Source organism: Phyllobacterium sp. TAF24, assembly GCF_052113785.1.
GTDB lineage: Bacteria > Pseudomonadota > Alphaproteobacteria > Rhizobiales > Rhizobiaceae > Phyllobacterium.
In genome coordinates, this window is the sequence record NZ_JBFRDN010000004.1 from 23,368 (window position 1) to 47,211 (window position 23,844).

The 23,844-nt window shown below is 54.0% G+C and carries 13 protein-coding genes; 5 read left to right on the forward strand and 8 right to left on the reverse strand.

The window, feature by feature from the left end; all coding sequences use genetic code 11:
- Positions 1-70: 70 nt before the first annotated feature.
- Positions 71-883 carry a helix-turn-helix domain-containing protein gene (locus tag AB4Y96_RS04975; RefSeq protein WP_441916083.1) on the forward strand — a complete coding sequence of 271 codons (813 nt, stop codon included), beginning with the start codon at positions 71-73 and terminating at the stop codon, positions 881-883.
- Between the two features lie 35 nt (positions 884-918).
- Here the strand turns inward: AB4Y96_RS04975 and AB4Y96_RS04980 are convergent, their stop codons facing one another.
- The 5 genes from AB4Y96_RS04980 to AB4Y96_RS05000 all read right to left on the reverse strand — a co-directional run bounded on the left by AB4Y96_RS04980 (position 919) and on the right by AB4Y96_RS05000 (position 12,243).
- Positions 919-7,254, reverse strand: a complete 6,336-nt coding sequence (locus AB4Y96_RS04980; protein ID WP_441916085.1) for a DUF4781 domain-containing protein — start codon at positions 7,252-7,254, stop codon at positions 919-921.
- A gap of 126 nt (positions 7,255-7,380) precedes the next feature.
- Positions 7,381-7,872 carry an SRPBCC domain-containing protein gene (locus AB4Y96_RS04985; RefSeq protein ID WP_441916087.1) on the reverse strand — a complete coding sequence of 164 codons (492 nt, stop codon included), beginning with the start codon at positions 7,870-7,872 and terminating at the stop codon, positions 7,381-7,383.
- Between the two features lies 1 nt (position 7,873).
- Positions 7,874-8,974 (reverse strand): ABC transporter ATP-binding protein, encoded by a 1,101-nt coding sequence (locus AB4Y96_RS04990; RefSeq protein ID WP_441916088.1) that lies wholly within the window; start codon positions 8,972-8,974, stop codon positions 7,874-7,876.
- A gap of 22 nt (positions 8,975-8,996) precedes the next feature.
- Positions 8,997-11,153 carry an ABC transporter permease gene (locus AB4Y96_RS04995; RefSeq protein WP_441916090.1) on the reverse strand — a complete coding sequence of 719 codons (2,157 nt, stop codon included), beginning with the start codon at positions 11,151-11,153 and terminating at the stop codon, positions 8,997-8,999.
- A gap of 70 nt (positions 11,154-11,223) precedes the next feature.
- Positions 11,224-12,243 carry an ABC transporter substrate-binding protein gene (locus tag AB4Y96_RS05000; RefSeq protein ID WP_091882447.1) on the reverse strand — a complete coding sequence of 340 codons (1,020 nt, stop codon included), beginning with the start codon at positions 12,241-12,243 and terminating at the stop codon, positions 11,224-11,226.
- A 232-nt stretch (positions 12,244-12,475) separates the two neighbouring features.
- Here AB4Y96_RS05000 and AB4Y96_RS05005 point away from each other — a divergent pair, with 232 nt between their 5' ends.
- The 4 genes from AB4Y96_RS05005 to AB4Y96_RS05020 all read left to right on the forward strand — a co-directional run bounded on the left by AB4Y96_RS05005 (position 12,476) and on the right by AB4Y96_RS05020 (position 16,620).
- Positions 12,476-13,219: a response regulator transcription factor gene (locus tag AB4Y96_RS05005; RefSeq protein WP_441916093.1), complete on the forward strand. Its 744-nt coding sequence runs from the start codon at positions 12,476-12,478 to the stop codon at positions 13,217-13,219.
- Entirely contained in the window at positions 13,216-15,303 is a 2,088-nt protein-coding gene (locus AB4Y96_RS05010) for an ATP-binding protein (RefSeq protein ID WP_441916094.1), read from the forward strand. Before AB4Y96_RS05005 ends, AB4Y96_RS05010 begins: the two co-directional genes overlap by 4 nt.
- A gap of 187 nt (positions 15,304-15,490) precedes the next feature.
- Positions 15,491-16,081 carry a tetratricopeptide repeat protein gene (locus tag AB4Y96_RS05015; protein WP_441916096.1) on the forward strand — a complete coding sequence of 197 codons (591 nt, stop codon included), beginning with the start codon at positions 15,491-15,493 and terminating at the stop codon, positions 16,079-16,081.
- 26 nt (positions 16,082-16,107) lie between these two features.
- A complete protein-coding gene (locus AB4Y96_RS05020) occupies positions 16,108-16,620 on the forward strand; it encodes a hypothetical protein (RefSeq protein WP_441916098.1) in 513 nt (170 codons plus the stop codon).
- 41 nt (positions 16,621-16,661) lie between these two features.
- Here AB4Y96_RS05020 and AB4Y96_RS05025 read toward each other — a convergent pair whose 3' ends face one another.
- The 3 genes from AB4Y96_RS05025 to AB4Y96_RS05035 all read right to left on the reverse strand — a co-directional run bounded on the left by AB4Y96_RS05025 (position 16,662) and on the right by AB4Y96_RS05035 (position 23,772).
- Positions 16,662-18,161 (reverse strand): HlyD family type I secretion periplasmic adaptor subunit, encoded by a 1,500-nt coding sequence (locus tag AB4Y96_RS05025; protein WP_441916100.1) that lies wholly within the window; start codon positions 18,159-18,161, stop codon positions 16,662-16,664.
- Positions 18,158-20,338 carry a type I secretion system permease/ATPase gene (locus AB4Y96_RS05030; RefSeq protein WP_441916102.1) on the reverse strand — a complete coding sequence of 727 codons (2,181 nt, stop codon included), beginning with the start codon at positions 20,336-20,338 and terminating at the stop codon, positions 18,158-18,160. The genes AB4Y96_RS05025 and AB4Y96_RS05030 overlap by 4 nt, the downstream gene beginning before the upstream one ends.
- Before the next feature lie 215 nt (positions 20,339-20,553).
- Positions 20,554-23,772, reverse strand: a complete 3,219-nt coding sequence (locus tag AB4Y96_RS05035) for a M10 family metallopeptidase C-terminal domain-containing protein (protein ID WP_441916104.1) — start codon at positions 23,770-23,772, stop codon at positions 20,554-20,556.
- Between the last annotated feature and the right edge of the window lie 72 nt (positions 23,773-23,844).

Here is a 23,844-nt window from a genome sequence, read left to right on the forward strand (position 1 = left end):
GCACCACCTTCGATCCAGAACAGCGTTGTGAGCAATGGCATCTGAATGACTAATCGCAGGGGACATCATTATGAACTTAGGCGATAAACTGAGGCGACTACGCGTCACCAGCAATGTTACACAATTGGAATTGGCACTGCGTCTGGGAATTTCACAGCGACATGTGAGCTTTATAGAAAGGGACCGCTCCCGGCCGAGCCAGGCTCTATTGACCAAATGGTTGACCGAACTCAATGCGCCGGTTTCTGTAACAAACGCGATGCTGCTCTTAGCCGGATATACCGCGCTGCACTATACACAGGTAATGAAATCGCCTTCTTTGAGAGGCATGCGCGGTGCAATCGAAGCGCATAGTCCAATGCCTGCGCATATATTCTGTCCAGAATGGCACATCATGGAAATCAACCATGGCGGGAAGTGGTTATGTAGCGAACTGATGCCTGACTATATGAACCGCTTGGGCGGGGCTGCAGCGCACATTGACATGATCGATTGCCTGACTGCCGATGACGGCATGCTGTCACAATTGCTGGACCCGGTCTGTGTGGCTCTGGCGTTCCTGAACCAGCTTCGCGTGGAGGAATGGGTAACACCGGATTTACGCCCTCGGATCGATCGTTTTGAAAAAAGCCTATGGAAGCGTTTCAACATCTCGACCCAATCCCGTGTGAGCGAAGCGGTGGATACGCATCTCGTATTGCGCTTCAACAGCCGGTTTGGTCCTTTGTCGTTCTTCACAATACAGACCGTCCCCGGTTTGCCTCAGGATGTCACAATATCATCCCCGCGGGCCGAATTGTGGTTTGCTGATGACCAGAAAACCCGTGAGATTATCTATGCGAACTGCCCGCCCGTTCCTGATAACAAGGTTCAAGCAGGATAAAACTGCTTGAACCTGTTAGTTGCAGAAATATCCGATCAGGCAGAGAGCGGTATATCCATCCTTCTGGCATCCACGTCCAGCAGCGTCACCATATCCGCGGCCGAATTGCGCATGTTCTCCCAGGCAAACACCGAACTGCTCGGTCCGGCCGCTTCGTACTGGGCTCGCTCCCTCGTACCGGCATAGGCTGGGTCGAGCATCACCTTTGCGCGCTGCAGGTGAAAACTCAGTTCGTCCTCAACACTGCCCGATCCTGTTGGCATATTGAAGTTGATAGGCTTCAGTCCTGCGCGTGCCGTCGGGGTAATCACAGGCGCCGTTGAAGGCGGGATTATTGTTGTCGGCCGTGGGGGCAAGGTGCTTTTTATCGCGGGGCCGGGAGCCAGTGGCTGCTTATCGCTGAATACCCAAGTCGACAATTCAATCAACTTGTCCAGATTGGATTTATCGTTGCTCTTGTCCTTGCTCTCGGCAAAGAAGGAGTCAATCAATATATAAAATGGTACCGCCACACTGGTTGCGATCCCGAAAAAACGCATCCCTTCATTGACGCGGCCCGGCAAGGTCGGCATCCATTTTGGCGGCCGCTGGGCGGCATACCATGCGAGTCCTCCGATAGCCTGCGCACCGTACAAGGCAGATTTCAAACCACCCTCTGGCATTGATGCGGCGACACCACCAAGCAATGCAAAACCGGGCAGACTGAATTTCCAGGCGGTTTCATCGCTCGCCTTGTTCATATCGTCTTTTTTCTGGTCCAGCTGCTTTATATTTTCCTGTTTTTCAGGCGTCATTGGACTTTTGTCCATCTTGATATCCGCAGCGTTCTGCACAGCTTTCAGATAGGCCGTCTGGATCAGGACAGCTGGAAGTGCGCGCAAAACGTTACCCGTATCCTGAGCAAGCCATTGCGCAATATTCATATGGCTTGAATGTGAGCTTAGCATGATTGCCGCAAGCGCATTGGCCGGGGCAGCCAAGGCGCCAGCTTTCAAGGCAAAGCCCAAATGCGTTTCGGGAGACATGGAACTGCCGACAAGCTTTTCGGCCCTCTTCCAGTCGATTGTGCCCTTGAACTCACCCTGTTCATGCTCGAACTTGTCGAGGAGATAACCATGAAGATCATCATAGGCTTTGCGGGCATCTTCAGTGCGCGAATACCGATCATAGGCAGGGCCGAACTTATCCGGGTCCAAAGCCCCTAAATCTTCTATTCGCTGCTGTGCTGTTGCGACATCATTTGGATCAACACTCTTGTCAACCTTGTAGTTGACCCGCTTGTTCATGGCATTGAGGGTCTTCTCTTCTGAGACGCTGGGATGTTTCAATTTGTCGGTATCAATTTTGGGCAGAATCGGCTGGTCCGCTTTTGAGACGCCATTGCGCGCGTCGCGATATGCCTTCCCCAACGAAGCTACCTCCTTGAGGGTTGCAATAAGGAATTCTTTTTGTTCTGCCGATGGTTTTGCAGCACCCTTTGTTCCAGCGCGTGCCAACAGCTGCTCGGCTCTCTCGACCGCGCGTTTCTCGTTTCCAACCATGGCATACCCGAAGGCACGCTGGACGCCATGATTGTTTGACCACCAGGCATATTTTGAAACATTGGAGCGAACAGAGAGAAAAACAGCCGAGTAAGGCCCGCCAAGCGTGTTGGACACCTCAGATATCCCCAATGAACGTTTGAGCGCTTCAGCACCGATATTCGCGCCAGCGACACCTCCCTTGATCCAACCCGTTCTTAGTTTCGGAGGACTGCGCTCGCTCATCACATCAAGAAGTTCATGCCTCTTCTCGTTTGCGCCGCGCCGCCTCTGGGCATAAAGCAAAGCCGAAAGATGTTCGTCCGTCTCCAATTTATCCGGATTAACAGCCTTTGCCTGCTTTCTGCGTAGAGCTTGCAAATCCTCCGGGCTTAACAGAGCGATCTCTTCATCAGACAGCTTCTTAATTTCCTTGGGCTTGGTCGTCAGCGTAATGACTGGTTTGGAAGGTCCATCTGGCGCAGCAACATTTGTCACGCCCACAGGCGTGCTTTCGCTGCTTGCCACGGCGGTCTGCACCGTTTGTTTGGGCCCTGATGTACTTGGGCGTCGCTTTCTGGCGGTTTCGAGCGCTGCCAGCTGCTCGTCACTCAGGCTCTGCCGGGCCGCCTTTCTGACACTCTCGGCTTGCACAGGAGTGAAATTTTCGAACTCTCTCGGCTCAAGCCGCGCAAGCTGACCCGGCAGCATCGAGCCGATCTGCTCGGGCGTAGTGTCTGCTGTGATCTCAGGCTTGTTATAGGTGATTGGACCAATACCTTTGTTTGGATCGGTTCCCGCATGCAGAGGATTTGCCAATCCGGGGATATCAAAAGGCTCGGGACGTGGTCCAGCATTGGGGTCTTTGCCCAAATGCCGTTGATAATCGCTCCATAGCTCGCCCCAGTCCTTTTCGCGTCCGGCAGCAGACAAGTTGCGTGGTTGCTTTGACTGCGCAAAATCAACGAAATCTTTTACATTGTTGACCACTTGAGCATCATCAAAGCTCTGGGAATTGAATTTATTGGTCTTGAGTTCCGGAAGCACTGGTTGGATGAATGCCGGGTTCGAGGCACCGCCCTCCTCCGACGCGCCTTTGTTTGGCCGCGTCATCAACAATCCGCGTATGCCGAACCCCGTTCCAACGGCACCTGTGGCAACGCCGGCAATTGTATTGAAAAGATCAAGACCCTTAAGGTTGCCCGAAGCAATATCATGCACTGATACGCCCACCATCGGAACACCGATGCTAAGCGATGACCAGTCCAGTCCTCTTGCGGTGCGATTGAGTTTACCGCCATTGCTCATATATTCGGCGGCTTTCAGAGCCATTGGTGAATCCACCTTGAGGGCGCCGATACTGCCTCTGGCCGCCTGCAATGCCGACATGTCATCAACCGCGCGGAACATGCCGAGTGTGCGCAATCCGCCGGCTGCCATGGGAATGAACGAGCTTGCCACCGATCCCATGTTCATCCAGGATTCCGAGTCACCCCATTCGCCGCCATGCTGGAGGTGGTTGACCTGCCGTGCAATCGCCCGACCGCCGAGATAGGCACCGCCGGTCATGGCAATGGGCGCAGCAACCGGCGCAAACGGTGGAATGAAGGATGCAACTGTTGCAACCGTAGTGATCGTCCCAACCACTGGATCGATAATTTTTTCCGCGACAGTGAAATTGCGTGCGCTGACAACTTCGAGCGGAATAGTTGAATCAGGGCCTTTTCGCATGTCGAGACTGCGCGGCACCACGAGGCGCCCGCCCTCGCCAAATTGGGTATTGTTGTCCTGAAAATCTTTCAGATTCTCAAAGCGCTTGCCTGTTACGTCGACATAATAAACCTTGCCGCCGCCTTCTTTTACCGCAACAAGCGCCGTCTGCTGGGAACCCTGATCCTCGCTGACATGGAACATCGGAACGATTTTGTACTGGACGTTGTCACCGGCAATGTCATGAATTTCCCCGGTGATTTTTCCAAGAGTTTCGGCGTCTTGACTTGCATTCAGGCCCAACGCCTTCGCAACCGTGGTGTCAAGCTCGTTTCCGGTTTTTATGGATTTGAAATCATTGGTGTAACCAGCTTTGTTAAGGTCATTGAATTTGAGCTGATATTCGCCGAGAGCCTCATCCTTGTGCTTTTCAAGATAGGCATATTCCATATTCTTGGCATAATCGTCGGAGCCTTCGTCGACCATGAGTTTGATCGGTTGCGTCAAGGCAAAGTTCAAGCGATTGCGTGCGACATTGGCCTCGTCGCGGGCGCGTTCGGCTGACTGCTTCTGGTTCGTAGCGGTGTCCAGTGCAAGCTGCGCATTAGCCACTTCCGGATGCACCCACATCCATTGCCCATCCATCTGGATGCGAACCGACTCGCCATTCGCCGGAGCATTTTCCGTACCATTGCCGAGCGGCGTCGTGTAACCGGCATTGACCACATTGGGCCCATTGGTCTTGTTGCCAGCCGGTGCGTCTGGTGTACCTGGACCATATTTCGTAATGGCGTCATCGCGGGCTTTTTTCAGTTCCGGAATGGTTTTTTCCAGATCCTTGATCTGAAGACCGAGATCATTGATCTGGAGCTTTTTGATTTGGTCGCCACCCGTAATAACCGCGCTTTGAGCGCTCCTGAGACCACCCAGACCGCATTGTCCCTCTGGGCCATCGACAAGCGATTGCCACTGTTTGTTCAGCTCGCGGTCCTTGACTTCACCGCGTACATTCTTGTCACTGCGGGCGAATGTGAGCTGGATGCGTTTCGTGCCACCATGCTCATAGGTTGTCTCGACATAAAGCTGATTGTTTTTTGCGTCCTCGACAACCTTCTGATCCGTTATCTTGCCGAGATAATCGCCACCATAGGTGCTGTTCTCTATGCTCCAGTCATAGCGATCCGGATTCTTCCGGCGGTCTTCCGCTATTATCTGCTGCTTTATTCCCTGGCCTTTTACCTGCAGATCGGCTGCGGTCTTGTTGGCATTATGATAGTTTTCATAGATGCCTGCGGCATCCACATTTTTTCCCGCCTTGTCCTGTTGGGACAGTGCCTGATCAAGCAGTTGCTTGGCTTCAGTATTTTCCTTCGTGCCCGGTTTTGTGGCAGCGAAATTTTCCTGTCTCATACCAACCAGATAATCAGCAAAGGCTTTGTCACCATTGGCGGTATGTGTATTAGCCTTGGCAAACAGGTCATTCACTTCGGCATTTTTGGCATTCCACTCGATCGTTGCCGTTTCAGGATCGTAATGAGATGATGAGGACGTCGCTACGGTAGCGTCTTTTCTTACCGGCGGTGGCAATTGTCCCTGCTTGGTAATTGCCTCGCCCGTAAGCCGCTCGGCTTCGGCATATTCTTTCGCGGTCGTGCTTGATGTCGTTACCTGCTTGTCGGTGGCGGCAAGCTGTTGCCGCGCTTCATCAAGAGTGCCTGTGCCCTCCGGCCTGACCCAGCTCAATTTGTGCGGCGCCAGAGATCTGTCGAGAATCTTCGCCGCCCCATTCATCGCTGACTTATAAGCCGGATCAAGGGCATAGATATTCAACTGATCGTCGGCCTGCTTGATCTTTGCCGAGGTCTCGATCAGCTTGGCGCCAGCCGTGTTTTCCGCAGCCATGGCCTTGGCAACCTCAGGATCAACCCAAAGTTCGCCAACCTGAACCCAGGGCTTGCCGGATGGAGCCAAGGGCTGTGCAGGGGTCGTTGACTGCCCTGCTCCGTACTTATCAATCGCCGCTTTCGTGTCTTTTGCCCTGGCTTGGGCCGCCGCATCAAGCTCCTGATAGTTCTGCCCCAGCAGCATGGCATCAATGCTGGTTTTGACAACCGCACCCTCTTTCGCTTTTGCCGGATCAGTGCTGTTTGGATTGACGTCAAACAAGGTTCTGGCGAGCGACGCTTCGGGCGTTTTGGGTTTTATGGCAATCTGAATGCCATCGGCCTCGCGCACGAGGGTCGCGGTACCATCTGGCGCTGTGGTCAGCGTATAGCCGTTGAACGAAAGCTTTTCAGTCTTGCGGGTTTCATTGCCAACCTTCTCGGTCGTGGTTTCCTTGACCCGCTTTTCCTTATCGACAACAGTCTCTGTAACCTTGCCGGTTTTGGGATCTTCGACGCGAGTGGTGGTTTCCCCCTTTTTCTGGTCGTTGACCGTGCGACTGCTCGTGCCATCGCCATACTGGCTCTGCGTTACTTCTTTGCCATCGGCATCTGTAATTTTCGATGTGGTGCCACCATGCTGGAAATCTTCATAATGCGTGGCGACGACCTTGCTGGTTGCCTTATCGATGATCTCCGTCGTTTTGACATCACCATTATTGCTGGTTGGATCGGTGGTCTTGATCTGCAGACCTGCCGTCTCCAGCCCTGATGTCACGTCCGCAGTCTTCAGTTTGCGTTCCGCGGCAATCTGCTCGATCGTTTTTCCGCCCTTCACATCAGCTGCCAGCAATTTGGGATCAACGGGAGGCGGAACATCCTTTTTCGTTGCCACTACATTTTTGAAATTGGTTTCTGCAGGATCAGCAATGGGCTCGATTTTCGGAATGACGAGAACAACGCCCGGTTCAATTACCTGATCGACGCGCAACTTATTGGCCTTGGCGATAGCCTGTCCGCCATCCGTATGCCCCAGCGCCTTGGCAATCACCTGCGGCGTTTGCCCCTTACTGGCAGTATAGGTGGGTTTTGCGGCAGCTGCCGCGGCGGCAATCGCATTCTGGCGCAGGATTTCAATGTCACGAAAGAACTTTGCAAACGAAATACCGTCGGGACCAAACATGAAATCACCTTTGTCTCGGGCAAAGCCCAGTTGCTCTGCTTTGCGGCCATCGAAACGCCGGCCCAGGATACTCATCACAACTCATACAACATGTGATAAATTATTGTGAGTATTTTGTGAAAAAACCCAGCAGGTTTTTGATTACAAAACTTACAACTTCCACATTACGGAGAGCCTCTCACAAAAGCTCCCTGCTCACGCTCAGCCCGTGAAACCCTTGCCAAACAACCTCTGTGCATACCATTGCAGGTGATCCGGTACGGGTTCACCGTCGAAACTTGTGCCTTGCTCCGAATAGGTCTGCACGCATCCATCCGTCGTTTCTCTGAATGAAATCGTTACCGTACTGAGATAGATGAGCCTGTGACGACGTTTTATTGTGAGCACATATGTGATGCGCTGGCCCTCGGCGATTTCTTCGTAACGCATTTTTGCACGGTACCATTTGCCATCAGGGGTGCCGAAGCCGAAGACCGTTTCGCTATCTAGACGAAAGTCAAAGCTGACATAGGAAAACAGATTTCCGGCTCGGTCCCGCCTCAGATGCAGATCAACAGGACGGGACCATTCGCCGAACGCGGCCTGTGGCGAGATGCCCAGACGTCTCTCAAAAACAGCTGTCCCACGCTTTATCGCCCGCACCGGCGCTTCCTCCGGATTCTCAAGCTCAATGCCTGGTCTGGAACTGGCCATCTCAAACAAGATGCAACTTCGCAGGATCAAGAGTGATGTTGATCTCGGTTCTGTCAGGATGCCGGATCGATGACGTGTACTCGACATAGAACAGGCGTCCGATGGGCGTTTCGATGCTGTACAACACACGGTCCCCCAGAAAAGCTGCTGAAGTGATCATGCTCGGCATGCCTTCATCAGCGTTGGTTGAAAATGAGATCGCAGCCGGACGAATGACCAATGTTGCTTGGCCTTCCGATACATTGCTCCCCGGCACCGTAAACCTGTACTCACCGATCTTGGCGACCCTATCCCCGTTCGCAACCGTGCTGGCGATACAGGAAATCAAATTGGCTTCACCGATGAAACTGGCAATGAACGCCGATTGGGGGCTGTGATAAAGGTCTGCCGGGGAACCTGCCTGCGCAATCTTGCCCTGCTCCATGACGATGATGCGGTCAGACACCGCCATCGCTTCTTCCTGATCATGCGTCACGTAAACCGTTGTGACGCCAATCCTTTGCTGCAGTGTGCGGATTTCCTCGCGCACATATCGTCTCAGCTTTGCATCCAGATTGGACAATGGCTCATCAAGCAGCAAAACCTCAGGTTCGAGCACGATAGCACGGGCAAGGGCGACGCGTTGTTGCTGCCCCCCGGACAATTCACTCGGAAGACGGCCCCCAAAACCTGCAAGTCCGACAGTTGAAAGCGCATCCTCAGCTTTTTCCCTTGCCAATGGTGTTTTCAATCCACCCATGCGTAAGCCGTAGGCCACATTGTCCAGCACCGTTAGATGCGGAAACAATGCATAGGACTGGAACACCATGGAGACGTTGCGGTATGTTGCTGGAAGCCTCGAAACATCCGTTCCGCCGATGACTATCGTTCCCGTGCTTGGCAATTCCAGCCCGGCAATCATGCGCAAGGTTGTTGTTTTACCGCAACCGCTCGGACCAAGCAGCGTCACCAGTTCTCCGCGATCAATATCAAGATCGAGACCATTGACGGCCTGTACCGTGCCGTATTTTTTGACGACATTCCTGAAGACAATGCTGCCGCGCGCATCATTCAGATTGATGCTGGTCTGTTCGGAGGCTTGCCAATTTGTGTCCAGTTTCATTTTCTATCCTCGTTCCGTTCAATCAGGCGACAACAGGACGGGACAGTTGCTGTCCGATCCTGTCTTCCCGGCGTAAACGCCGTTTTCCGAATGCGACTTGAAGAACTGTGACCACCACCAGCATGACCATGATGAGCACTGTGGAATAGGCAATTGCCAAGCCATAGCTGCCGTTCTCAACCAGCCCAATGATGTAGGCCGTTGCCATGTTGTGATCCGCACCCACCAGAAAGATCACCGCACTGACCGAGGTGATTGCGCGGATGAAGCTATAGGCAATGGCGGAGACGATAGCCGGACGCATCAGTGGCAGTACAACATGCCGCAAGGTCTTGAAGCTGTTCGCACCCAGCGTCAGCGATGCCTCATCCAGACTGTTGTCGAGCTGTTTCATGGCGGCAACACCGCCGCGAACGCCAACAGGCATGTTACGGAATATGAAGCACAGAACCAATATCGTGCCGGTGCCCGTCAGCTCTATCGGTGCGTTGTTGAACGCCAGAATATAGCTGACGCCGACCACTGTTCCGGGGACGGCAAAACTGAGCATTGTCAGGAATTCAAATGTGCTTCGTCCGGCAAATTTCTGCCTTACCAGAAGCCACGCTGTGAGGAGACCAAGACCAGCGGTCAGCGGAGCGGCGATGGCGGAAATACTGATGGTTGTCCAGAACGAATCCCAGGCCGCACCCTTCCACCAGATACCCCCATCGGACCAGCTGACTTCAAACGCCTCTTTATAGTGAGCCAGTGTGAGGGTGTGATCCTGCCCCCAGAGCTTGACCACGCTGCCATAGAAAACCATGACATAGATGAGGGTCGTGAAGAGCATCCATGGCAGCGTGAGGCCATAGACAATGACCTTATGCCCGCGCGACAACATGCTGTTTGCGCCATTATCGGCCTTGCCTGTGATGGTCGTGAAATCAGTACGCCCGAGCCATCTTTTCTGGATTATGAAGACAGTCAATGTGAGTGCCAGAAGGATGAGTGACAAAACGGCCGCGCGCATCATATTGGCTTGAGCGCCGACAATGGCGAAGTAAATCTCCGTCGACAGCACATTATCGCTCCCGCCAAGCACCACGGGGTTGCCGAAATCCGCCAAACTTTCGATGAATGCCAATAGAAATGCATTGGCTATTCCCGGCTTCATCAGTGGCAGAGATACAGTGCGCAATGTTGCTGACAGATCGGCGCGCAATGTCTGCGATGCTTCCTCGAGCGAGGGACTGATACCCTGCACAACGCCTGTCAGCACAAGAAATGCGATTGGCGTGAAGGCCAGTGTCTGGCCAAGCCAGATGCCCCAAAGGCCGTACAGCCAGCGGCTGGCTTCCAGCCCCAGAAGGTTGGAAATCGTATCGGTGACAAAGCCGGCGCGACCAAACAGCAGAATCAGGGCAAGGCCAATCACGAATGGTGGGGTGATGATCGGCAGAACAGCCAGCGCGCGCAAAAGTGGTTTTCCGGGAAAGCGCGTGCGGCTCATCAGGAGCGCAAAGGCCAGGCCAAGAATGGTCGTGCTTGTTGCTGTGAGAAGTCCCAGAATGATCGAATTCACGGCGACGCCGCACCTTGATCTTCCGACAAGGCAACCAATGCTCCAGATATCACCACCGGTTGCAATATGCAGAGCGCCAAGCACATTGAATGTGCCCTGCTTGTTGACAAATGCCTGAACCAAAATCTGCGCAATCGGATAGAATACAAACAGCAGGATCAGCGCGCATACAAAGGCAATCGACGAGACGACAAATGCATCACGATTTCCCTTGCCAAGGCGGGACCAGAGATTGGTTGCCGACAGAAAGAGCACTGTAAGGATAATCGTCGAGCCGTATCCGAATGAACGCATCGGGCCAGCGCCTGCCATGGCGTGAATGATAATCGCACACAACGCAAAGATCGTTGCCGCCATAGAAAACATGGCTAGGCGGCGCGACAGCTGGGGTGTTGACCCCACGGCAACAAGCAACAGGAGCACAATTGCCGGAATTGCCATTGCCGCATCGGAGAACAGGAACAAGCGAAGCAATCCCGATGCTCCTGCTTCCGACAGAAGACCACCGGCCTCGATCCAGTCCAGTTCGAATATGCCGTAGTCAACGCCGTACCAAGGCAGCAGGCAATAGGCCGCCAGACCCAACATTGCGATGAGTTGAAGTGAGCGATTCATGATGTCTGTCTTGAAATCGGAGCCTCACCGCAGTGAGGATCACAGTTGTCAATGATGCCGGGTGATTAGCCTATTGCGAGTCTGCGGCCTTGATCTCCGTGGCAAAGCGCGAGAGTAATCGATTGCGTGTGTCTGACGCGCCGTAAATGGCAAAATCATAGTCAATCAGCTTCAGGGACGAGATGTCAGGCGCACCATCGGGAACCTCGGATTTGGCATTGGAGGGCACCTGATTTTGACCCGATTTCTTCCCTGTCGCCTGCCCTTCCGGACTTAAAGCATAATCAACAAAGGCTTTTGCGCTTTCGAGATTTCTCGCGCCTTTGACGATGCTGACGCCACCGATTTCATAGCCGGTTCCCTCGCACGGAGCGACAATCTCCAGCGGAAAACCCGCCTGTTTCAAGGTCACAGCATCATGCATGAAGGCAATGCCAATCAGGGTTTCGCCGCGTGATGCCGCTTTGACAGGTGCCGACCCAGATTTGGTGTAGCTATTGATATTGGCATCGAGTGCCTTGAAATATTTGAAGCTTTCGTCCTCACCGAAAAGCTGCACGAGGGTCGCAAGTGCGGTATAGGCGGTGCCTGAAGAAGCGGGATTGGCGATCTGGATTTCACCGCGATAGGCCGCGTTCGTCAAATCCTTCCAGCAACTTGGCGCCGGTAATCCCTTCTTCTTCAGGATATCCGCATTATACGCAAAACCAAGTGCGCCCGCGTAAATGCCCGAAGCGCGTCCCTTGGATATCTCCTCGAAATTGTTGGCCCAGCCCAGGAGATCAGCCTTGTTTGGCGAGACATACTTTTCCAGCAGATCCTCTTCAGCCGCCTGCAGCTGTAAATCTCCAGTGCCGCCCCACCAAACATCGACCTTGGGATTATCTTTTTCCGCGCGGAGCTGAGCCAATATCTCGCCAGTGCTTTTTCTGACCATCGCAACCCGGATACCGGACTTTTCTTCAAAACTCGTCTTCATTTCAGCGCACCAGCGTTCATCCGCGCCGCACAGCACACTCAACCGTTCGGCTGACAGCGCACTACCCGTGGCCACAAAAAAGATCGCGGCAGTGAAAAGAAGCTTTTTCATCATAGTCCTCCCCGAAAATCCGCAAACGTCAAAGCGTTCACATGTTCTCACATAAGAGAGTAATGAGGGCATCCGCAATCTTCATTTCATTGCCTGCATGACATCCCGGGAGGTATTTCCTTTCAATTATTACAATACTTAGTCACATACCGTTGTCATTGGCTTGCTGACAAAGCTCATTATTCATATTAGAACACACACTGTGATTATGACTCAGGAGGGAGGACCTGTTTTGAATATTTCACCGGTTCGAATTCTGATTGTCGAAGACGATCCTGATATGTCCGAGGTCATCGCTGATCTGGTGGAATCGGAAGGCTGGGAAGCCATCCGCGTCTTCTCTGCAGAAGAAGCGCTCGAAAGGATCGACGACACGTCAATCTCCCTGCTTCTGGTGGATCATAACCTGCCCGGCATTTCAGGCCGTTCGCTGGCACAACGGTTTCGCCGTGACACCGACAAAGGCATTATCATGGTGACCGCAGCGGGCAGCTCGGTTGACCGCGTGCTGGGGCTGGAAACAGCCGCTGACGATTATGTGGTAAAACCATTTGAGCCGATTGAGCTGGCTGCACGTATTAAAGCAGTTCTGCGGCGGTCCACAATGACGAGCCGCATTTCGGACCAACCGGAAAGAAATGAAAATGCCAAAGCCATTAAAATTGGCGACTGGCTGATCGATCTTGACGCGCGTCTGGCCTACTCCACCAGCAATCCTGTTGCGACGCTCACAAACTCTGAATTTTCCCTGCTGGAAATTCTGGCGGCAAAACCTGGGGTGCCTATTGATCGCGTTGAAATCCTGCATCGTCTTGGCTCTGATGGGCGGCTCTATATCGACCGCAACATCGACGTCCTGGTCTTGCGGCTAAGACGCAAGATTGAGCGCAATCCATCCATGCCAAAGCACATCAAAACCAATCGCGGAAAAGGCTATATGCTGGTTCTTGATGCGCCAGAGCAGGCTGCACCGTGACAGCGGACAGGTTCCTCAATTCCATTGCTTTCCGCATTCCCCTCGCCATCGGCTTCATCTGTACACTTGTGCTCCTTCTGTCTCTCATGGCAGTGAAAAGCCTGACGGATGCCAAGACCCAAATGACGTCCTATGGCGTGCAGACCTATGCGGATCTTGCGGTGGCGTCCAACATTTCACGGCAGGCATCGGCCCTTCTTTCCTCAGCGCCCTTTATACTCAACACGACATCACCCTACCGGCTCTCTGACGAAAGCCTGTCCATTGCCGAACAGATCGATTCCCTTAGCGGATATATCGCCCGCAACGGTGCAGAATCCGGAGCAAGCCCTACACCGGGCACAAGTGAATTGGTCGATGCACTGCGATTGGTTCGTGAAACCACCCTGAAGCTTGCTGCAGCCGCAGAAGAGGCACAGCTCTACAAGGACAAGATTGCCCGCAGCGTCGAAACAATTCGCCACTTCGAGAGTAAAGATCCAGAACCAGACCTGCAATTGAGGCAATTCGCGCTGAATGCGGCTTCAGCCGATAGTCTGTTCAGCCTCGGTGAAATGCGCCGGTCCTATCTTCGCCGTTCCGCGTCGATGCAGACGGCTGCCACCGGTGGACAGCAATTATCATCGGTTCAATACAGCATCTACGACCAGATCTTTCAAATGCGCGAGATTTATCTGCGCCGTTTCATCGAGGTGCGCAGCATATTGAGTGAAATGCGTAAAGCATCACAGAAGCTCACAGCCGGGCTTGAACAGCAGAGCCAACTGCTTCGCAGTGATTTTAACGCTGGCGTTGCGGCAGTGTCCAACAATCTGGACAGCATACGAACCTTTGTTCTCGCAACGGTACTGCTTGTGATCATACTTTGTGTTGTTACTGTTTATTATTCCATCAGCCGGGTTTCAGCGGGGATAGCCCGAATTTCCGATGCGCTGAACCGATTGGCCAGAGGCGAAAGAGATGTCCGCCTTCCTCTTGTCGGTACGAATGAGACGGAGTTGCAGGATCTTATCCGGGCATTTAATGCCTTTAAAAGCAGCGTCGAGCGTTTCAATCACCTGCATATCAGAGCCACGCGGGCTGCTCGGACCATCCGCTGGACATTTCGCAGTATGAATGAGGGTATCGCCCTGTTTGATGCAAATGGAAAAGCTATGGCCATGAACCGGCGCATCGTCGAATTTGCTGGCGCCGGAGCAACGGTTCGCACCTGGAGCCTGCAACAACTGGCTTCAGCGTTCACGATACCCGCCAATGCTGATCCTTCGGACAATAATAGCGCTGCCAGCGTAACGCGGATCAGCAAGAACAACAGGATTCTTGAAGTTTCACGCACGGACCAGCCGGGTGACCGCTCTATCCTTGTTGTACGCGATATCACCGAACAGGAAACGCAGGAGCGGGAAATTCAAAGGGCCAAGCGGCTCGATGGTATGGTGCGCTTTAGCCATCAGCTCAGCCACGAACTTGGCAACATGATCGGTATTGTGGTCGGCAGCGTAGGCATGCTGGAAAAGATGGGGACACTTTCGAATTCCGAGATGCGCAATGTTGCACGCATCAGGAAAGCCTCTGAACGGGGCAAGGAACTCGTTGAAGGAATGCTCTCCTTTGCCAGTAAGCAGCACAATAGCCCTGTCCGCTGCGATCTGCGCAAAACGCTGCGCGGGATTGAAGACGTTTTGCACGTCATTCTGGGGCCGGACATCAAGCTGACAATTTCCGTGCCCGAAAACTTGCCGGAGGTATCGCTTGATCCTGCCCTGTTTGAGCAGGCAGTCGTCAATATCTGCCGTAACTCGGCGGCAGCCATGCCTGAGGGCGGTGACATCAGGATAACACTCGAACGGATCGCGGATCGCGTCCGCGTCATTGTTGTTGATACGGGTAACGGCATCCCGCCAGAACTCATCGACCGCGTGTTCGAACCCTATTTCACCACGCGAAGATCATCAGGCGGGACGGGCCTTGGACTGGCGATCGTCTATGGTTTTGTACGCCAAGCGGGCGGCGAAATAACGCTGACGTCAAAAGTCGATATCGGAACCACGATCATCATGTCATTCCTCGAAGCAACTGGGTAGGGGCGAAGAACACTCTACCGTTTCCATCATCGATCTTTGGCATGTTATCTCCTGTTGAGATTGTAACGGGCGTCAGCCCAAGAGAAGTCCCGGCTTTTGGGAGAGATGGCCTGAAAAGCGACACGATAAAAGCGAGAATCTCTGAAATCGAACTCTCATACCCAGAACAAGAGAATGGAGACTCTGCATGTTCAGTCGAATAATCTTGGCCGCAATGGCAGTGGGCGTTTTTTCGTCAGGGCCTGTTCTGGCTGACAGCTTCAGCGACACGCTGGCAAAATGCCAAGACGATGCTCAAAGTTTTGACAGCCGAATTGCCAGCTGTACCCAAGCCGTCGATACCTCGTTGGATAAGCAAAAGCCGACTGCCTATGCTGCCAGGGGCATGACCTATGGACAGGCAGGCAAGCTCGATCAAGCCATCAATGATCTCGGCATTGCCGTCTCGCTCGATCCAAAGCTCACGCTGGGATGGTATAATCTTGGCTACGCCTTCCTCCAGCAAAATGCCCCCATTCCGGCGGTTGGCATGTTCGACAAAGCTATTGCGCTTGACGGCAGCAACCCCGACTTCTTTTACTATCGGGGGCTCGCCTATCAGGGTTCAAAGCAGCCAGACGAGGCCATTGAGGATTTCACCCGCACAATCGAACTTAAACCGGCACAGAACGCCGAGGCGTATCAGCACCGCGCCGAGTGCCACAGGCAATTGGGTCACCAGACCGAAGCAGCAGCCGACGAGCAGGAGGTCCAGCGTCAAAGCAAGGCTGCCAACTGAGCGGATGCAGTTAAAGGGAGAAGATCATGGGATTGCTTGATTGGATGAGTGGCGCCAAGGCACCAAAGGAGGGTGTTACCCCTGCGGTTGCGACAGACCTGCACAGGGCACTGCTTGCCATCAACCGCAGTTCAGCTCCCTTCATTGTTCGTGAGGAGAATACTGGTTCGGCAGACCTGATTGCCGAATGGAAGATCGTCGATGCAGGCTGGTACGAAATATTCGGCCGTGCGCATTTGACCAAGGTTGCACGGGTTTTGATGCGCCTTGACGAGGCACAAAAAGAAGTAAGGTCATGCGACGAAATATGGTCCGTCGAATGGCATGCAGGTGTGCCCAATCTCAGTGCTTCAGGCGAATATTTTCGCGGCCAGCAGACCTCGATCGAATTTGGTGCGGGCTATGCGTTCACAGAAGAGTTGCAATACGGCCAAGTCTACAAGTATCGCTTCTCGACAAAGGAGCTAAAGTCACCGTTGCAAGACATTGTTTCCAATCACGGATGGCGTTGGCGCCCCGTTGCATTTGGAAAATTATAGCTGCTGTTGGTCAGCAGCTATCGTAACCAGGTCGAACACAATCACCGCTCCTGCATGGCCTGTGATGAAACTTCCGCAAGAGGTGAGAAGAGATACTCGATGATGCGGCGCTTGCCTGTCTTGACTTCGACGGTGACGGACATGCCCGGCGAGAGTGGCATCTGTTTGCCGTCAACCTTGATGGTGGTGACGTCAGGCTGGATGGTGACAGGGAATACAAGGTTCTGCACGCGCTGCACATTGCCGATTGGAATGGTGCTTTGCAGTTCCTTGGCCGCTGCGCCTTCCAGCGCCTGTGCATCAGGCTCAGGAATAGCGTCGGTGGCAACGCGTGTGACCTTGCCTTCAAGAACACCAAACCGGGTGAACGGAAAGGCCTCGACCTTGATGACGGCAGACTGACCTGCCGAGACAAAACCGATATCGCGGTTGGGAAGATAGGCTTCGATTTCGAGCATTGAATTGCTGGGTACAATGCGCATCAGCTCGGTCCCGGCAGAAACAACCTGACCGACCGTCGTGATGGCCGAAGCCTGAACAACACCATCAATCGGACTGATGATCGTCATGGCCTGCGACCGCTTGCTTGCCTTGATCAGCTGCTGTTCCAGTTCATCGACTTTGCGCGAAGCTTCGGACTGCTTCTGCACATTGTCTGCGATAAATCCGTTCACCAGTTTTGCTGCCTCGCTCAGGGCAACAGTGAGAGCAGCACGCGCTGCTGCAAGCTGGCCCGTCTGGGTAACGAGGCTTGCTTCCGCCTCCTGTTGCGATTGCAAGGCATCAATGACCTGCGCGCGCGAACCCGCGGCTGTCGGGATCAAATCAGTGCGCATGGACACGCGCTCTGTCAGGGTTTTGACCAGAGCCTGCTGGGCCGTGATGGTTTCTGTCAGGCTTTCAATCTCGGTCTGGCGCTGTTTGGCCGTAGCGCCAAGATTGTCCAGCGAAGAACGCAGCTGCGATGTATCAGCCCGGTAGATCAACTGTTCACGGCGACGAATGGCGTCGGAGATTCCATCAGGAAAAGTAACCGACTGCTCCGTCACCGGTTCCGCATTGCGCAACCCGTTCTTCTGCCAGTCGGCAACCGTGCCAAGCACCGCTTCGCGGCGGGCAACTTCGGCGCGATATGCCTGAAGACTGACTGCGAGCGCCGTTTCTTCGGATTTGATCTGTATGTCATCAAGTTCGACAAGCACATCACCGGCCTTGACTGCCATGCCATTGGTAACCGGGACAGCCTTGGTTCGACCCAGCTCGATCGATTGGATGATCTTCACACGGCCTGTCGGCTGCACCTTGCCCTGCGCCGTTGCCACAATGTCGAAGGTGCCAAAATAGGCCCACAGGATGGCACTTGCTGCAAGGACACAGATAAACCAGATAAAGGCTGTCCTGATCGGCGACGGCGGCGTTTCCAGTATCTCCAGCGCTGCCGGTAGAAACTGGTTGTCTTCGCGCTGGCGCTTGAGCCTCTTCAGCGCGTCCTTCGTGATCTTTTCCGACTTCGCCTGCTCAGGCTTCATGGGCGCATTCATGCGTTGTTGCTCCCGGACTGGAGTTGCCACAGATGCGCGTAGAGACCATCCTTTTTGGTAATGAGCGTGTCGTGCGTGCCCTCTTCGACAATACGGCCGTCTTTCATGCCGATAATACGGTTGCAGTAGCGCACAGTGGCAAGCCGGTGAGCGATAATGATAACAGTTCGTCCCCGCACGATCTCGCGCATATTGGCAAGAATGATGCGTTCGCTCTCATAGTCGAGCGCGCTTGTCGCTTCGTCGAGGATGAGAATGGGCGGATTGGTGGCGAGTGCCCGGGCAATGGCAAGCCGCTGACGCTGCCCGCCGGAAAGGTTGGCGCCGCGCTCTTCGATCAGCGTGTCATAGCCTCGGGGTAGTTTCGAGATAAACTCTTCTGCACCCGAAAGCTTTGCCATGCGCATGGCGCCTTCCCGCGGCATGGCGGGGGCTGCAAGCACGATATTGTCATGGATGGTGCGGTTGAACAGCATGTTCTCCTGCAACACCACGCCAATACTGGCGCGCAGCCAGGCCGGATCAACCTGTGCGATATCCTGCCCGTCAACAAACACCTGTCCATTGTTGGGAATATAGAACCGCTGTACGAGCTTGGTCAGCGTCGACTTGCCCGAGCCCGATGGCCCGACAATGCCAATTACTTCGCCGGGGCGAACCGAAAGGTTGATATCTTTCAGCACATCCTGCGCATCGGGCGAATAGCGGAAATTGACCGACTTGAATTCAATGGCGCCCTTGGGCACAGGCAGGCTGACGGCAATCGCCGGACGCGGCTCCTGCGGGGCGTTCAGAATGTCAGCCAATCGCGAGATGGATACCTGCACCTGCTGGAAATCTTGCCATAGCTGCGACAGACGCAGGATCGGCTGTGCCACCTGACCCGCAATCATATTGAAGGCGACGAGCGCGCCAACTGACAGTTCGCCATTGATCACAGCCTGCGCCCCAAAGAGAAGGAGCGCTGCACTGGTGACCTTGCTGACATATTGAATGGCATTCTGCCCCTTGGCTGCAAGCATGGTTGCAGCAAACGAGGAGCGGACATAGGCGGCAAGCCGCTCTTCCCACTGCGCCGCAACAACCGGCTCCACGGCAGCAGCCTTCAGTGTCTGCACGCCTACCACCGTCTCCACCAGCAGCTGCTGGCTATAGGCACCGCGATCAAACTTCTCGTCAATGCGCTCTTTGAGGAACGGACGAATGAGAAAGCCGATGGCAAGATAGAAGGGAATGGAAGCAACGACGATCCATGCGAGCTTTGCCGAATAGGCAAAGAGCACGATGATGAAGACAATCGTAAAAATGAGATCGAGCCCCGAGAACAACCCCTGCCCAGTCAGAAAATTGCGGATCGTTTCAAGCTCGCGCACACGCGCTACCGTCTGGCCCGCGGCCCGCGTTTCGAAATAACTCAGCGGCAGGTTGAGGAGATGACGAAACAGGCGTCGGCCCAGTTCCACGTCGATGCGGTTGGTCGTGTGCGACAGGGCATAGGTGCGCAAATATTGCAGCACAACATCGAAGAGGCCGATAGCTGCAAGGCCGATCACCAGAACGATCAGCGTTGAATAGCTGCGATGCGCGAGCACCTTGTCCACCACCACCTGAAAGAACAGCGGTGTAACAAGGGCAAACAGCTGCACAAACAGCGAGGCCAGCAACACATGGCCAAAAACGCGCCGGTAACGCCAGAGTGATGGCAGAAACCAGCGAAAACCAAAGCTCTCGCGTGAAGCACCTGCTCCGGCAAATCGCCGCTGCACCAGAATGAACTTGCCTGCCGTCAATTGCAGCAATTCGGCAACCGGTATCTCACGGGATGTGAAGCCCAATGGATTGACGAGCCGGCATCTGCCTTCGGCATTCACGCCGCCGAAGATGGCAAATGTTCCGTCATCAAGGCAGGCCATGGCCGGAACCGGCAGCGTTGCAAGCCGTTTGGCATCGCTTGCTTTGACAATGCGCGCCTTCAGACCAATGGAGCCGGCGGCCCGGAGAATATCCTCAGCCCCCGCAGCCCCCTTCAGTGCATATTCCCGTGCGAGCGTCTCGGGGCGCGTGGCAATCCGGTAATATCCTGCGATTGCTGCCAGCGCCGAGAGGCCACTGTCAGGTGCTTGTCCACCAAAGACGCCTGCATCCTTGGACTCTGTCCCTGGGCTCACATTATCCATGATGAAGCCGTCGCGTGCTTGTGATCATGATTGTCTCCCCCACAATCCGTTACCTCAACGGCAACAAAATCCATGCCCCCCGCGCACAAAGGCGCGTCGTATATCCAAAAACGTTTGCCGACATTACCATGTCGCTAAAAATTGTCTTCAGAGCTTTAACGAGGCCCAGGAAGTGCGTCAACACCCCTGGGCCCCAATGCGATAACAGCTTCAAATCAAGCAGCAAGAGCCCTGGAATTGGATGCAGGCTGACTGACGAAGTGGAAGCTATCCGCGTGAGAGCTGGCGAACTGCTTGAACGCGTTTACGTCGTTCCATCCCGCCAACTGGATGCTGCTATTGCCGTCCTTGAGCAAGACATTTCCGTCCTGAAGCACTGCGCTGTTCAATACTTCATCCAGATTGCCGAAGATGGACGAGCTGAACTCAAGCACATCCTGTTCACCAGCATAGATGTTGAAGTCACTGATGACATCGTTACCGAACCCGACGGCGTTGAAAGAGAAGGTGTCGTTGCCAAACCCACCTGATAATGTGTCATTACCCACACCACCATTGAGCTTGTCATTGCCTTCCCGTCCGAACAGGGTGTCGTTGCCCTTTCCACCATTGAGCGTGTCGTTACCGGCAACGCCGATATGCGGCATGGATGGAACCGGCGGAGCCACCGATACGTTGACTTCGTATGGAACTTGCGACGGAACGGAGTTCGGATTGTCGTAATTTCCGACAACGATATAGTAAGACCCGGTTGTCGTGACGGTATATGTCAGCGCCGAATCTGTGCTGCGACCAACCGAGCCGGGATCGCCGCCACCGTCATCATTGTTGGCAACTTCGATACCAGCTCCGCCATTGTCCTGCATCAGCCTGATATAGCTGTCGAACGCACCAACGGTGTGGTCGATATCAACAGTGATGATAGACCCGGCATTCAGCGTTACCTTATAATAACCGGCAGCGCCATTACCAACCGCGTTAATGGTTGAGTGCGGCTTTGTTTCAGCATTGGCGATGTCTGCATCGGCCAATGTCGAGAACTTGCTGGTGAGGTCGAAAGCGTTGGCAAACGAAGTGTTCGTCGCATCGGCTCCCAGGGTGGCATAACTATCACCAAGACCAATTCCGGAAACCGGGAACGGTTCGAAATCGCCGTCGAGGATATCGTTGCCGTCACCGCCGTTCAGGGTATCGTTACCGCCCTGTCCAACCAGTCGATTATCGCCAGCGGTTCCAGACAAAGTGTCATCAAAACTCGATCCGGCAATGCCTTCGATCGACACAAGAGTGTCCTCGCCGGTATTACCAGCCAGATCGATGTTTACGGCCTGAGTACTGTCGTAGAAGGCAACCATATCAAGGCCTTCGCCGCCATCGATATAATCCTTGCCAGCGCCGCCACCGATTGTGTCGTTACCGCCGCCGCCGCTGAGCCTGTTTACACCGGCATCACCGAAGAGGTTGTCGTCATAGGCCGAGCCGACGAGATTTTCGATCGACACGAGTATATCGCCTTTGACGCCACCGGTGGCATTACCTTCAGCGTCGCCGCCACTGGCAACACCTGTAGCAAGATTGACGTTAACGCCCTGCTTGCTCCGGGAGTCGGCACCGATTGTATAAACTGCGGTGTCATTGCCTTCACCACCGTTGAGATAATCGAAACCGGCACCGCCGATCAGAATATCATCACCGGCATCGCCGTAGAGAATATCGGCATCGCGGGCACCATCGAGTATGTCATTTCCATCACCGCCATTGAAGACGTCGCCGCCGCCAAGGCCCTGGAAATGGTTGTCCGCACTGTTGCCGATAAACCGATCAATGCGATCATCCGAACCTATCAGGTTTTCAATGCTGTAGAACGTATCGCCAGTGGCTGTACCGCCGCTTGCAACATTTGTTTCCAGATTGACGAGCAACTGGAACGGGCTTTCATGGCTATAATCGACAGTGTCAGAACCGGCACCACCGATGAAGACATCCACACCATCCTGACCACGCAGAATGTCATCGCCTGCGCCGCCGTCCAGAATATCGTTACCCTGTCCGCCCTCGATGATATCGTTGCCGCCTTCGCCATATAGCTTGTCATCACCGTCAAGACTTTCAGTCTGATCAGGCAACTGCGAAATCGGAATGGTATTGTTGATATCACGACTGGCGAGAGAATCCCGACCACCGATGATGTGATCATCACCATTGCCGCCACGAATGGAATCGGCACCGTCGCCGCCATCCAGATAATCATTCCCTGCACCACCGAGCAGCAGGTCATTACCGGCGCCGCCGTCAAGTTCATCGTTTCCAGCATCACCGGAAAGCCGGTCATTGCCCGCAAAGCCAGCGATTTTGTCATCACCGGCGCCGCCAATCAGCTCGTTATTGCCATCATTACCCAGAATGATGTCGTTGAACGCGCTGCCGACACCCTTTTCGATGTAGTAGTCTGTCGCATCGGCATTATGGCCCTGATAAATAACAACATTGTTGTTATGGCCATTGACGCTGGACCAGCGGCCTGCCCGTAGATCAAGCGTCGTACCTGCTGTTGATCCGGAGAAATCCACCGTATCAAAACCGCCTGTGTCGTGGATGACAAAGCCGATATCATGACCGTTTCCAGTCGTCTTTAGTTCATATCCAAGCTTGGTGCTGCCAAACCCGTAGACGTCGTTGCCGGTATTCAGCTGAACGTCCTGATATGTCCGCACTCCATTTGTGACCGTGGAATAATAGTGGCGAATGACCGCCTCAATATCACCGATCATCGGGGTGGTTGCCGACCATGCCGTGGTTTCGCCAACGTCAATACCGTCAAAATAGGACATGACGCTGTAACGCTGCTGATCATATACCCATGTGGCACCGGCCAGATAGGTGATCTGTTCGCCGCCGGGTCCACCGTAATTATAGACACCGGGGTGATTCAGTCCCCATTCATGGCCGAATTCATGGATAAACGTGTTGAAAATATATCCGCCCGGGGCCGTCTTATCCACCTCTGTATCGTGGAATCGTTGCCCGACACTGACATAATGGCCGCTGGAATAGGCGCTCCCGTCATCCTTCTCCCCGACTTCAGGGCTGACAACCTTCAAATATTCGCCCGATGTGACGAACTCGAACTTGAGCGGCGTGACCGTGGACCACTGCTGCAGCGCTGCCATTGCCGCTGCTTTATAATCCGGGTGATTGTTGAGTTCCTCCAGATTCACTTTGATGGGCTGCTGCGCCATCTCGGGCGTGAGATCCCGTTGCAGTGCGCCAAGATAATCGAGGAATGCCTCGTAATCGGTGCTCTTGCCGAATGTGTTGAGTGGAGTTTGATCGATGTTTTGCCATGATTTATCGCCGGGCACACTCGCGGCGCTGGATATTACTTCACTCGCAGAGAACTGCTGAGTGCTGGTAGGCGCATGTTTTTGAGGCATACCATTTTGACACAAAATGCACATTGTAACGAATCCCCTTGTTCATTTGGAGTACGCTTTTGTAATCACCTG